Here is a 13,140-nt window from a genome sequence, read left to right as displayed (position 1 = left end):
ATACCTAATCATAGGCGGCCTTCCTCAACAGCGTGACACGCAACACGCGTACCGTCATCCTGCATTTGCAACTGGGGAATTTCCTGGATGCAGCGCGCATTGGCATACGGGCACCGGCCATGAAACACACAGCCGCTGGGTAGGTTGACCGGGGTCGGCACTTCGCCCTTGAGGCGAATATGCTGCGGCCGATCATCCTCTAGGCGTGGAATCGAGGAGAGCAGTGCCTGGGTATAGGGATGACGGGGTTTGGCAAATAGGGTCGCGGTGGTGGCTACTTCGCACACCGTACCCAAGTACATGACCGCGACGCGTGTACCAAAATGCTCAACAACGGCCAAATCGTGGGTAATGAACAGGTAGGTTAAATTGCGCGCGTGTTGGGCTTCCATCAAGAGATTCAACACCTGCGCCTGAATTGACACATCCAAGGCCGAAATGGGCTCGTCGGCGACGATAAACTCAGGATCCACCGCCAGCGCACGGGCAATGGCAATGCGCTGGCGCTGGCCGCCGGAGAACTCGTGACCAAACCGCTTGCCCCAGTCGGGGTTGATGCCCACCGAGTCCATCACCTCTTCAACCTTGTCGGCAATCTGCTGCCGATTCCATTTTGGATGATGCAGCCGCAGCGGCTCTTCCAGGGTCTGCTGAATGGTCATACGCGGGTTAAGCGAGGCGTAGGGGTTTTGAAAAATCATCTGCATGCGCTTGCGATACGGCAGCAGCTGACGCGAGCTTAAATGATCGATTCGCTGGCCGTCATAATGAATTTCGCCTTCTGAAGGGGAAAGCAGCCCCATCACCGTGCGGGCAACGGTGGATTTACCGCAGCCGGATTCACCTACCACGCAGAGTGCTTCGCCACGGTTGATCTCAAGGTTGACCCCATTGATGGCGTGAACGTGCTCTTGGTGACGAATAAGCTTGCCGCCTTTAAAGCGCAGCTGGTCAAGAAAATCACCTGATAGTGAAAAGCGCTTTTTGAGGTCACGAATTTGCAACAGCGGCTGGGCTGTATCGACGTTTTCAGCGGGGATGTGGTTGGCTGCCATGGCGCTTGCCTGCGTGCTCATTGGCTTTCCTCCTTTAAACGACGATCTTCCATTAGTTCAGCCACCATATGGCAGGCGGCCTGGCAGTTACCCGCCTGCACAAAACCGGGTACCTGCTCAATACAGACAGGGCGGGTTTGGCCATCGGCGCGCTTGATAAAGTCGCAGCGCGGATGAAAGGCGCAGCCGCTGGGCAGGTTGGAGAGCGACGGCATGCTGCCGCGAATCTGATTCAGCTTCTCGCCTGGCGTGGCCATCTGGGGCAGGGCATTGATCAGCCCCTGGGTGTAAGGGTGCTGCGGGTCGTTAATGATCTCGCGCGTGGGGCCTTGCTCGATCACGCGCCCTGCGTACATGACCAGCATGCGCTGAGTAACCTGGCTTACCACACCCAGGTCATGGGTAATCAAAATAAGCCCCACATTGTGCTGTTCGCAAAGATCCAAGAGCAGCGCCATGATTTCCGCCTGGATGGTCACATCCAGCGCGGTGGTTGGTTCATCGGCAATGATGATATCCGGGTCGAGCAGCAGGGCAATGGCGATAATAATACGCTGGCGCATCCCGCCGGAAAGCTCATGCGGGTACTGGTCCAGGCGCTTTTCCGGTGAGGGGATTTGCACTTGGCGCAGCTTATCCAACGCAATGGCACGGGCTTCTTTTGAAGAAATACGGCGGTGGGCTTTCAGACACTCAACCATCTGCTCGCCAATCGACAACACCGGATTAAGGGTCATCATCGGATCTTGGAAGATCATCGAAATACGGTTGCCACGTATTTTACGTAGCCCGCGCTCCGACATGGTATTAAGCGTTTGCCCTTCAAAGGTGATACTGCCACCCGCGATAAAACCCGGCTTGGCAATCAGGTTAAGCAGCGAAAAGGCGGCCACCGATTTACCGGCACCAGATTCGCCTACAATGCCCAAGCGTTCGCCGCGTTCAAGCGTAAAGCTTACATCGCGTATTGCCTTGACCTCGCCCTGACGCAGGGCAAAGCGTACATCTAACTGGGAAACTTCAAGTAATGCCATGGTGTCCTCAGCCTTTATAGAGTCGTGGGTTCATGACATCGCGCAGCCAGTCGCCCAATAGATTGATAGACAGCACTAGCACTACCAGTACCGCACCGGGAATTAACGTAATCCACCAGGAGCCTGACTGAATGTAGTCAAACCCCGCCTTGATTAACGAGCCAAGCGATGGGTGAGTCTCCGGCATGCCCAGCCCCAGAAACGACAGCGCTGCTTCAGAAATAATTGCGTTGGCAATCTGTACGGTGGAAATAACAAAAATCGGGGAAAGCGTGTTGGGCAAAACATGGCGGAACATAATCCGTTTGCTGCGCAACCCCATGACGCGGGCGGCGTCCACATACTCTTTATTTTTCTCTGCCAGTACCGAGGCGCGCACCGTGCGGGCGTACTGCGGCCACTCGGCCAGGCCGATAATCAACACCAGCATGAGCACGGCGTACTGGCTATAAAAAGAGCTGCCCATGGTGGCTTTCACCACGGCGCCCACCACGATAGCGACCATCAGGGTGGAAAAGGACAGCTGGATATCTGCCAGACGCATAAAAAATGCATCGACACGACCACCCAGGTAGCCTGCCATCAGGCCAAAGGTCACGCCTAAAAGCGCTTGCAAGATAACCGCGCCAAAGCCGATTAAAAGCGACACGCGCGTACCGTATAAAACGATCGACCAAAGATCGCGTCCCTGAGCATCGGTACCTAGAATATAGCGCTCGTCGGTGCCATCGATCCAGAAGGGCGGCAGCTCAGAGGCAAGAATATCGATCTGGCGCAAATCATAAGGATCGGTCGGTGCAATCAGCGGCGCGGCAAAAGCGGCCACTACCAGGCAGATAAACACGGCAAGGCATAGCTGCGCGGTGCGGTCGCGCTTAAAGCTGTACCACAGAAAGGAGTCACTAAAGCGCTGGAAGCGGCTAGGTGCTTTGATTGGCTTTGTTGTCATCGTCATGCGGGCTTACCAGTCAGTTTTACGGTGGGGTTCACGTAGCCGTAGATCAAATCCACGATGGTGTTTGTCACCACGAAAATGACGCCGACAATCATCAGATAGGACACGATGAGAGGGATATCAGCACGGTTGATCGCATCCAGGAACATAAGACCCATGCCCGGCCACTGGAAAACGGTTTCGGTCAGGATGGTGTACGCCACCATCGTGCCAATTTGCACGCCGCCTACGGTAATGACCGGAAGCATGGTGTTTTTAAGCGCATGGACAAAATACACGCGACGCATGGAAATACCCTTTGCGCGGGCATACTTAACGTATTCAGTCTGCAGTACTTCCATCATCTCGGCGCGGATTAAGCGAATGAACAGCGGCAGCATAATGGAGGCGAGCGAGATGGCGGGCAGTACCAGATGCTTTAAACCGTTCCAGGAAGCGAGGTTTGTATCCCAATGGCCGACCACATGCACCAAGTCGTAGCCACGTCCAAACGACGGCATGTTGCCTTGGGTGGAGAACAAGCCGTTAAGCCATGCACCCCAGCCGGTACTTTCTGGGAAAATCGAAACGGTGATGCCGATGGCAAATATTTGAATGAGCACGATAGCGGTTAAAAATACCGGAATCGAGATGCCAATGATCGATACGCCCATGAAAAACCGCGAAATAATCGAGCGCGGTTTAATCGCACTGTATACCCCAATAGGCACCGAAAAAATCACGATAATTAGCGTTGCCGCAAACACCAGCTCAAGCGTTGCTGGCAAGTGGCGGGCAATAACGCTGAGCGCCGGTTCGCGGTAAAAGTAGGAGTAGCCAAAGTCTCCCTGCACCGCGTTCTTGGCAAAGCGCACATACTGCACCATGAACGAATCATTAAGGCCTAAGCGCTCGCGTAGGGCTTCACGTTCGCTTTCGGGGACCGACTGTCCAACCATCTGTTGTATCGGGTCACCCAGGTTATCCTGGATGGCGAAGGCCAGCACGCTGATGACGAACATCACCAATACCGCGTGCATCAGCCGCTTGATTAAAAAGGCAATCATGGCGTACGCCACCTATGTAATAGTGTTTAGCGAATAAAGTGGAGACAAGTTTTAGTTAACGTTTTGCAGCGGGTTTTGACACACAAAGCGCTTCGCTCTCCAGATAGCTGGAGAGCGAAGCATCCGTGCAGGTAACTTACAAAGCGTTAGTCGAACTTAGCGATTGATCACGAGATCGCCCAGGTAGGGGAAGTCGATGGCGTTAACGACAGGCTCGATGTCTACGCCTTCAGCGGCAGCATAGGCCAGGTTCTGCCAATGCAGCATAATGAAACCAGCATCTTCATACAGCATGGCTTCGGCTTCGCGCAGCATTTCGTTACGTTGTTCAAGATCGGTAATGCTGTCGGCTTCGGTAACTAGAGCATCAATTTCTTCATTGCAGTAGTTGCCGTAGTTGTATTGACCCGCACCCGTCTCGTCATCGATACAGAAAGACAGGTATTGGAAGAAGTTAGCCGTATCTTCGGTATCTGAGTGCCAACCCAGCATCGCGATATCAGACTGACGTGTATCATACTCAGGCCAGTATTGGGCCAGCGGCATAGTGCGCAGATTCACCTGGATATTGATGCGTGACAGCATGTTGGCGACAGCCTGGGCAATCTGTGCGTCATTAACGTAGCGGTTGTTCGGCGCGATCATGTCAACGCTAAAGCCATCTTCATAGCCCGCTTCCGCCATCAGCTCCTGAGCGCGCTCAAGATCGTAACGCGGTACTAGGTCCGGGTTATGGCCTGAGTAGCCTTCCGGTGAGAACTGGCCGGCCGGTGTGGCGAAGCCGCGCATCAAGCGGTCAGCGATACCTTCCTGGTTGATAGCAAGGTCGACGGCTTGGCGAACGCGAACGTCCTGAAATGCTTCAACTTGTTCTTCGTTAAGCTGGAAACCGATAATACGGGTACCCGGTACTTCGAAAAGATCGACACCGCTTGCTTCGCGCACGCGCTCCAGGTCATTGGGCGGTACTGCGTCGATAAAGTCGACGCCGCCAGACAGCAGGGCGGCCACACGTGAAGCGTTTTCAGCGATGGGGGTTAATACGATGCTGGACACATTGCCTTCACTTTCCGTGTCCCAGTAATCTTCAAAACGCTCAAAATCAACGCGCACGCCCTGGCGGCGGTCGGTCAAGACAAACGGACCGGTACCGGAGACGTTACGTGATGCAAAGGAATTGCCGGCTTTAACAATCTCCGCTTTATCACCGCCACCCTCAGCTTCACCGGTGTAGAACTGGCTATCCATCGGGAAAATATAGGTCGCCAGGTTGAGCATCAACGGATAAGGCTCGGTAGTGGTAATTTCCACCGTGTAATCATCAATGGCTTCAGCGCTTTCGATAGGCTCAAAAATCGCTTTGTAGTCTGGGCTCTCTTTTAGACGCTCAATGGTCCACACCACGTCTTTCGCAGTGAACTCATTACCTGAATGAAAGGTAACGCCTTCACGAAGCGTCATACGCATATGCGTATCGTCTTGTTGCTCCCACTCGGTGGCCAGGCGGGGCTCGAAATCAAAGTCTTTGGTCCAGCGTACGAGAGGGTCGAAAGCAAGGTGGGAAAAGCGCAGCATACCGCCCGATAGCTGTTCGTGAATATCGAGGGTTTCGGGGTCAGCCGAGTAGCCAATGCGTAAGGTTTCAGCACTGGCTGTCAGGGGTAGCATTGCACCACCTGCTACCGTAGCACCGATAATAGAAGCCAGTAACGTTTTCTTGAGCGTCATAATTGTTCCCATTTTTTGATGGTTTTATTGTTCGCTTTAACGCCTAAATGAATCTCAAAAGCGAGTAAAACAGACACGGTCAGCTTGTAAGCTAAGCTACTAACATAGAGAGTGCCTATTACCTGGCACAATCGAAATAATGACAGGCTCTATTCATCTACTGAATGATTACGCTTATAGCGGTGAATGACGTAACGAATGTTAGACAAAAGTCTTAGTTAGAAAATAAACGAGCGTTTGGTTATTTTCCATGCGCGCACCAACACGGCGTTAGAAGGTTGTGATGAAAAAATGTAGTTGGAGCATATTACTGCTAGCCGGATTACTTCCGATAACCGCTCAGGCCGCGAGTATTGAAGGAACGCTTGAAGGCGAGCCGCGTGAGTGGTTTATTTTAAGTGAGGGTCGGGATTCAAATGCTTCTTTTATAGAAGTAGGCGATCAACAGCAGGTGACGATTTCCGGGTTTATCGAACCTGATAACTGGAATGCCCATGAAGCGCTCTCGATCAGTTTAAGTATCGAAGATAAGCAGCTTATCGACTACCAGGTCGTGCACTTGATCGGCAACACCGCCATGCCGCCTCTTTATACTTCAGAAGGGGGCAGTGTCACCGTCACGTTGGAGCATTTTGAACAGCAAGGAAGTCAGGTTCACGTTACCGGACATATACAGGGCGTCATGGCGTTACAGAGTGATTTAGATGCAGCGCCAAGCCAGGATGAGGGGATCGACATCAATGTGCAGTTCGATGTTGAAGCCTATCGGGTCGAGTTCTAGGCCCAGTAGCGTTCTAAGTACCGAACTGTTGATGTAGCCACTTATTAATATCATCCGACTCATAAAGCCACTCTTCACGGCCATCTTCATGGCTGATCTTCAAGCAGGGCACTTTGGTTTTGCCGCCACCTTCAACCAGCGCCTGCTTGTGAGTCGGATCTAGCTGGGTATCCCGCAGTTCGATATTGAGGCCCAGACGGGCTATTTCTTTGCGCACCTTGATGCAAAAAGGGCAGGTTCGAAATTGATAAAGGGCTAAACGCTGACAGGCTTGATCGACGCGTGCCTGCTCCTCAGGGGTGCGTTCAATGGCGCTCGGCGTGGTGAGTTTTTCCGAGATAATCATTACCGGTGCCAGCACTAAACGAACACCTCGAAAAAAATAGCGAATTAATACGCGCATTGTAAGCTCCCTTGCAGGCCCTAACCATATGGCCTGAGTTTGTCGATAGGTATGCCAGTCAATCTTAGGTATGACAGTCAATAAGAATGGGCGCATCCTGCAGCAATCGAGCGCATTTGTCACTTGGCTGGTCATCTATGACCTGCGCTTAGCGTAAGAGCGACCTGTTTTGTAGTTTAAATCCAACGCTTATGGATGAGCATTCCAGCCGGGCATGCTAGTCTTTTCAGCTATTTGTTTGCTGTTTATTACGTTGTTAGGGGCGCACGCCATGCATCTTCACATTATCGGTATCTGCGGCACCTTTATGGGTAGTCTTGCGCTGTTGGCGCGTGAGCAGGGCCACCAGGTCAGCGGATCGGATGCAAATGTCTATCCGCCCATGAGTACGCAGTTGGCTGAGGCAGGCATTACGCTGATGGAAGGCTATCGTGCAGAGCACCTTGATGCGTCTGTCGACTTGGTTATCGTAGGCAATGCGTTATCGCGCGGAAATCCGGAAGTAGAGGCGCTGCTTAACTGTGGCTTGCCCTACACCTCTGGCGCCCAGTGGCTTGCCGAGCATATTTTGCCAGGGCGGCGCGTAATTGCCATTGCCGGGACCCACGGTAAAACCACTACCGCCAGTTTATTGGCCTGGCTACTAGAAAGTGCCGGCCAAGCGCCGGGCTTTTTAATAGGCGGCGTACCGCGCAACTTTGGTGTTTCGGCGCGCCTGGGCGACCCTCAAGGCCCCTTTGTGGTTGAAGCCGATGAGTATGATACGGCTTTCTTCGATAAGCGCTCCAAGTTCGTTCACTATTGCCCAGACATTGCCGTTCTCAATAACCTTGAGTTCGATCATGCGGATATTTTCCCAGACCTGGCGGCTATCGAGCGCCAGTTTCATCATCTCGTGCGCACCGTGCCAAGCCAAGGCCGCCTCCTGGTCGCTGACAAGCAGCCTGCTCTGAAGCGCGTTCTGGAAATGGGCGCCTGGACACCGGTTGAGTACTTTGGCGAGCAGGACGAAAGTGCCTGGCAGCTCTGCCTGGAACGCCCCGATGCCAGCCGCTTTCAGGTCATTTACCGTACGCCGAAAGGTGAGGAAGACAGCGTTGTTGAATGGCCGTTAAGCGGTGCCCACAACGCGCGTAACGCCTTGGGTGCGCTGGCTGCCGCCCACCAGTGCGGCGTTGACTTGGCCCGCGCCTGTGCGGCTCTGGCACGCTTTGAGACCCCGCGGCGGCGCCAGGAAGTGCGTGGCGAGGTGAAAGGCGTTCAGGTGATTGACGACTTTGCCCATCATCCCACTGCAATCGCCGCCACCTTGGAAGGCTTGCGAGCCACCACGACCAAGGGGCGCCTGCTGGCGGTCATCGAGCCACGCTCCAACACCATGCGTCTGGGGGCGCTGCGTGACCGGTTAAAAGAGAGTATTGCCGATGCCGACCAAGTCTACTGGTATCAGCCGGAGGGGATTGACTGGTCGATGGACGAACTGGTCGCAGAGCAGGGCGCCAAGGCCCATCTGTACCGTGAGATCGATGCATTGGTAAGCGCGGTGGTTAGCCAGGCGGAGCCGCTGGATCGTATCGTTGTCATGTCTAACGGTGGTTTTGAAGGCGTACACGAACGTTTATTGAGCGCACTAGCGGCAAAGGAATCCATGGCGTGAGTAAAGATTTGTGCTTTAAAAAACCGGTGACCGTCGCGTTAACAGGTGCATCCGGCGCGCAGTACGGCTTGCGGCTGATTGACGTGCTGGTAGAGGCTGGCCATGAAGTGTGGGTCATGATCTCCAAGGCGGCGCATATGGTCGTCGCGACAGAAACCGATATTACGCTACCCGCGCAGCCAGATAGGCTGGCCAAGGCATTGAGCGAGCGCAGCGGCGCGCAGCCGGGGCAGATCCGCTGTTTTGGTCGGGAAGACTGGATGGCTCCCGTAGCCTCAGGCTCCGGCGCGGCATCCGCAATGGTTATTTGCCCCTGTTCCACAGGCACGCTTTCTGCGGTGGCAACCGGAGCCAGCAACAATCTGATAGAGCGCGCGGCGGACGTGGCGATTAAGGAGCGGCGAACGCTGGTGATGGTGCCTCGGGAAAGTCCGTTTTCGCCCATTCATCTGGAGCATATGCTGGGGTTGAGCCGACTGGGAGTGGTGATTTTACCTGCCGCACCCGGGTTCTATCATCGTCCGCAATCAATTGATGATCTTGTCGATTTTATCGTTGCAAGAATTCTTAATCAGTTGGGAATTCAACATACTTTGATGCCCCGCTGGGGCGAGCTGGATGCTGACGCAGGCAATACTGCTAAGGATGACCAATGAGCTGGGCAACGCTATCGATATTTGTGCCAACGTTTCTATTCGTATCACTGACGCCCGGCATGTGTATGACCCTTGCGATGGTGTTAGGGATGACCCAGGGCGTTAAGCGCACGCTTTGGATGATGGTTGGTGAGCTTTTGGGAGTGGGGCTGGTCGCAGCCGCTGCGGGAGCGGGTGTCGCTGCATTGATGCTGCGCCAGCCCGAACTTTTTATTGCCTTTAAATGGATCGGGGGCGCTTATCTAGCTTATTTGGGTGTGATGATGTGGCGCTCTCGTGGGCGGATGGCCATACCCAATGAGTTAAATGCCGGCCCCCCCGCGGGTCGTCTTCAGTTAGCCATGCAGGGGTTTGTAACCGCGGTGGCTAACCCCAAAGGCTGGGCTTTCTTTATGGTGCTGCTGCCGCCTTTTCTGGACAGCAGTCGCCCGCTTGCCAGCCAGCTTAGCCTGCTTATCACGGTAATCCTGCTAATTGAATTTGCCAGCATGCTGGTTTATGCCACTGGCGGCAAAACGCTGCGTAAAACGTTGGGCAAGAGTGGCAATGTTCGGCTTCTTAACCGTATTGCCGGCTCGTTGATGATTGGCGTAGGCGTTTGGCTGGCGCTGGGCTAGCCGTTATTTATACCGGTGGAAAGAAGCCAACCCTCACGCTGATCAGGATAAGTGAGGCTACGCCTAATAACTGCCATGGGCAGGGGGTTAACGGTTGGCGCGGATAGCGTTGCCAGCTTAAGCGTACCAGCGCGCACACCACCAAGCCCAGCAGCGCGCCGCCGATCAGGTCACTAAACCAGTGCACGCCGATAACTAAGCGGGATAGGGCCATGGGAACGGCTAAGGCAATTGCCGCCCAGTAAACCCAGGCGCGTTTTTGGCGCGAGAGTTCTGAGGCTACAAATGCCGCCAACAGCCCCAGAACCACCACCGATGTGGAGGTATGGGCGCTGGGATAGGAGAGCGAGCCGATCAGATAGTCCGGCGTATCGGGCCGGGCGCGGCCGAAATACGCCTTGCCAAAGGTATTCAGAAACGCAATGCCCCCGACGGCCAATCCCCAGTGCAGTAAGGCATCAATACGCTTATTAAACAGCATCCATAAGCCCCACGGCGCTAGAAGCGTGGCGATACCCAGCTTGTCACCTATCTTGGCAAATACCGCACCCACCATAATCAACGTATCGCTTTGCAACCAGGTAAACAGTCGCTGAACGTAGAGGTCGAGCATTAGAGGCCCGTTGTGGTGTACCACTACCAGTGTCCAACCAGAAAGGCTGGTTAGCGCAATGATAAGCAACAAGAGTGAAGCGATAGGCACTTCACCAGACTGACTCATATAAAGCCATGGGCGGCGCATGAACGGTACTTTTCGCGCCAGCCGGGCCATGGCGAGATATAGGCGCCCATGACGACCCACCTGGGCACGACCCCAGGAGAACACCACAGCCAAGACTACAATGCTGGCTGCCATGATAAGCAGGGCTGTCTGGATGCCTGGCGGCACGTTGAGATGCTCCTGCCAAGTACGCCCCAGTAAATAGCCCGGCAATAGATAAGCCGGTGCCCACAAGGCAGCTGAACCAATATTTGCCCATAAAAACGTGCGCGGCGGCATGCGCATCATGCCCGCCACCAGAGGAATGATCGGCCTTACCGGGCCTACAAATCGGCCAATAAACACAGAATAAAGGCCGTAACGTTCAAAAAAACGTGCGCCTCGGCCCAGCCATTCGGGGTGCGCAGAAAGCGGCCAGCGCTGGGTAATTTGCGCACGTTGATGATAGCCCAGGCTAAAACTGACACCATCTCCTATGACCGCCCCTATAAACGCGGCCACCATTAGCCAGGGCAGCCCCACTAATTGATGCCCTGCTAGGGAGGCCACTGCCGTTATCAGTACGACCCCAGGCACCAGCAGGCCGACCAGGGCTAATGACTCTGCCAACGAAATCAAAAATACTAAAAGAATTAACATTAACGGGGATAGCGAGAGCTGATAAAGGGTATCGGCTAAAGACACAAAAAACTCCTAAAAGGCATTAAGCCGTCACCCGTTGGCCAATGACTTTGCACGGGCATTCAGGCGTTGTACATAGCGCTCAAAGCTCTCTTTATGAGGCAAGCAAGCGGCGATGCGTGATTCAAGTTGACCGGTTTCAACCAATACACATTGGGAAAGGGCATGTTGCAGCCGCTCACGCACTAATAATGCTCCACTTTCACTGGTATCGGGTAATACCAGCCAGAAGGCGGCCTCTCCCGCGCGACCGAGCAAATCGTGGTCACGGCAACGACCATGCACTTCATTGCATAGGGTATCAAGTAGTGCATTTTTTGCCCGGTGGCCAAACTGCTCTTCCGCCATGTCTAATTGAGGCAGATGAATCACCAGAACGGCCAGGCGCTTGTTAAGCATGGCGGCCCGCTGAAACTCGTTGTATAGGCGCTCTTTTAAGGTATCGATATTGTAAGCATTGCACTGACAGTCGTTTGGATCGGTTGCCCGAAGCAGCGCGCCACGCCGACCGTGCTCCCAGCGGGGGAGCGCCAAGAGTAAAATAAGCGTGACGTAGCCAAGCAGGAACGGGGCTTGTAAGCCTGGATGGAAAATAAAGAACCAAATTAGTGGGCCAAGTATGCCTGTGATCAGCAGCGCAGCCCATAAGGGTAAAAGTAAAAAAGCGCTAACCGTAGGTAAGCCTAGCCAGATGGGGGATACATGGGGGGGATGATAAAGCGCATTGAATGCCGTCAGGTATGTAGCACTTAACAGCAACAGCTGGGGTATATAACCTTTAAAGCCTTGTCCTAAATGAACTAATAAAGCGGCTAATAACAGCAGTGTCACAAAGGTGGGTATCAGCAAATGACGATAGTTACCCAGCCCGTAAAGCCATGACGCATAACCGACCATCAACACCAGGCTAGCACCGTAAGCGAGCGACATTAAACGTCTTGAAAACGGGTACTCGGTCATTTCGGACTCCGCTGACAAGAGGGGTGGCTAAGCTCTTCAAGCGTTAGGTTAGCGGGCTCGATATCAATTAATGGCAGCGAGTGGCTTAAGACGCTATCTGGAAGTGCTGCGTGTAGCTGCTTGCGGCGCAGTACCGCTTCCTGTGGCGAGCGCGAAAGCATCAAGGCCGCAAGCGTCGTGCCGTTAAGGCGGTAAGCATTTTCAAAGGTATAGGTTAGTGCGCACAGTTTTTTGGCCGTGGGCCAGAGCTGACGTCGCTTGACCTGAAAAACCACCAGCTCTGCGTGGATAGCCTCGCGCTCGGAGCGTGTTTGCTCTCGCGGTAAATCACGTAACAGCTGTTCGCCAGCCCATAGATTAACCTTTGGAATCAAGCGCAGGCGCTGGCGAATAGCGCCATTCATATCGACCAGCTGGCGCGCCCGGGATAATGCAAGCAGGCTCAATAGAGTAAAAAGAAGCAGCATTAGTCCGCTTTCTGGCAGGCTTAGTTGAGAAGCAATTAAGGTCCAACAGAATAGCGCTGCGATGACATTAAATATCAGTACCCACCGCGTCTGGGGTAGCATAAACATGGCGGCCCATGCCCAGATCAACATGTTATGACGCTCGGGGGCAGCGGCAATCAAGCCCAGCAACAGCGCGCCGGGCAATACTTGCCAAGGCAAGCCATGCGAGTAGCGGTGACTGAAGTCCAGAAAAAGCGCGGTAATGGAAAGCCAGGCCACCGATAGCCAAAGCAGTAAGGCGGCCATTGGCGGTGCGGTCAGCGTCCAGATCGCTAACGCGAACGCTGCGGCGAATAAACTGGCCTTGAGCAGGCGAATTTTGTATTTGCTTTGCATG

The 13,140-nt window shown here is 54.0% G+C and carries 13 protein-coding genes; 4 read left to right on the top strand and 9 right to left on the bottom strand.

All coding sequences use genetic code 11. From position 1 onward, the window contains the following. Nucleotides 1–8 precede the first annotated feature (8 nt). From D467_RS0109735 to D467_RS0109715, 5 genes are all read right to left on the bottom strand, one after another. On the bottom strand, nt 9–1,055 hold the full coding sequence (locus D467_RS0109735) for an ABC transporter ATP-binding protein (RefSeq protein ID WP_155826477.1): 1,047 nt from the start codon (nt 1,053–1,055) through the stop codon (nt 9–11). A gap of 17 nt (nt 1,056–1,072) precedes the next feature. After that, a complete protein-coding gene (locus tag D467_RS0109730) occupies nt 1,073–2,089 on the bottom strand; it encodes an ABC transporter ATP-binding protein (RefSeq protein ID WP_018917326.1) in 1,017 nt (338 codons plus the stop codon). Nucleotides 2,090–2,096: 7 nt separating this feature from the next. Next, a complete protein-coding gene (locus D467_RS0109725; RefSeq protein WP_018917325.1) occupies nt 2,097–3,044 on the bottom strand; it encodes an ABC transporter permease in 948 nt (315 codons plus the stop codon). After that, entirely contained in the window at nt 3,041–4,090 is a 1,050-nt protein-coding gene (locus D467_RS0109720) for an ABC transporter permease (protein WP_018917324.1), read from the bottom strand. The genes D467_RS0109725 and D467_RS0109720 overlap by 4 nt, the downstream gene beginning before the upstream one ends. Nucleotides 4,091–4,246: 156 nt before the next feature. Then, on the bottom strand, nt 4,247–5,818 hold the full coding sequence (locus D467_RS0109715) for an ABC transporter substrate-binding protein (RefSeq protein ID WP_018917323.1): 1,572 nt from the start codon (nt 5,816–5,818) through the stop codon (nt 4,247–4,249). Between the two features lie 283 nt (nt 5,819–6,101). Between D467_RS0109715 and D467_RS0109710 the strand changes: the two genes are divergently transcribed. Further along, complete coding sequence (locus tag D467_RS0109710; protein WP_018917322.1) at nt 6,102–6,599, top strand: hypothetical protein; 498 nt, start codon at nt 6,102–6,104, stop codon at nt 6,597–6,599. Nucleotides 6,600–6,612: 13 nt separating this feature from the next. Here the strand turns inward: D467_RS0109710 and D467_RS0109705 are convergent, their stop codons facing one another. Beyond that, the gene (locus tag D467_RS0109705) at nt 6,613–7,002 is read right to left on the bottom strand and encodes a glutaredoxin family protein (protein WP_018917321.1); all 390 of its coding nucleotides are present in this window, start codon (nt 7,000–7,002) and stop codon (nt 6,613–6,615) included. 271 nt (nt 7,003–7,273) lie between these two features. Between D467_RS0109705 and mpl the strand changes: the two genes are divergently transcribed. Genes mpl through D467_RS0109690 form a run of 3 tightly spaced genes read left to right on the top strand, consistent with a single transcriptional unit; the run spans nt 7,274 to nt 9,932 of the window. After that, nucleotides 7,274–8,659, top strand: coding sequence for a UDP-N-acetylmuramate:L-alanyl-gamma-D-glutamyl-meso-diaminopimelate ligase (gene mpl / locus D467_RS0109700; RefSeq protein WP_026285701.1), 1,386 nt, complete (start codon nt 7,274–7,276; stop codon nt 8,657–8,659). Beyond that, entirely contained in the window at nt 8,656–9,315 is a 660-nt protein-coding gene (locus D467_RS0109695; protein ID WP_018917319.1) for a UbiX family flavin prenyltransferase, read from the top strand. Before mpl ends, D467_RS0109695 begins: the two co-directional genes overlap by 4 nt. After that, complete coding sequence (locus D467_RS0109690) at nt 9,312–9,932, top strand: LysE family translocator (protein ID WP_018917318.1); 621 nt, start codon at nt 9,312–9,314, stop codon at nt 9,930–9,932. Before D467_RS0109695 ends, D467_RS0109690 begins: the two co-directional genes overlap by 4 nt. A gap of 7 nt (nt 9,933–9,939) precedes the next feature. On the opposite strand, the gene D467_RS0109685 is transcribed toward D467_RS0109690, so the two are convergent. The 3 genes from D467_RS0109685 to D467_RS0109675 are packed head-to-tail and all read right to left on the bottom strand — an operon-like array spanning nt 9,940 to nt 13,139. Further along, nucleotides 9,940–11,337, bottom strand: coding sequence for a bifunctional DedA family/phosphatase PAP2 family protein (locus D467_RS0109685; protein ID WP_018917317.1), 1,398 nt, complete (start codon nt 11,335–11,337; stop codon nt 9,940–9,942). A gap of 27 nt (nt 11,338–11,364) precedes the next feature. Beyond that, nucleotides 11,365–12,294, bottom strand: a complete 930-nt coding sequence (locus D467_RS0109680; protein ID WP_018917316.1) for a GGDEF domain-containing protein — start codon at nt 12,292–12,294, stop codon at nt 11,365–11,367. After that, a complete protein-coding gene (locus tag D467_RS0109675) occupies nt 12,291–13,139 on the bottom strand; it encodes a hypothetical protein (protein ID WP_018917315.1) in 849 nt (282 codons plus the stop codon). Before D467_RS0109675 ends, D467_RS0109680 begins: the two co-directional genes overlap by 4 nt. Nucleotide 13,140 lies beyond the last annotated feature (1 nt).

This window comes from Vreelandella zhanjiangensis DSM 21076 (assembly GCF_000377665.1).
In the GTDB taxonomy this organism is placed as follows: Bacteria; Pseudomonadota; Gammaproteobacteria; order Pseudomonadales; family Halomonadaceae; genus Vreelandella; species Vreelandella zhanjiangensis.
The sequence above is the reverse complement of the archived record's forward strand: the minus strand, read 5'-3'. Positions and strand labels throughout refer to the sequence as shown.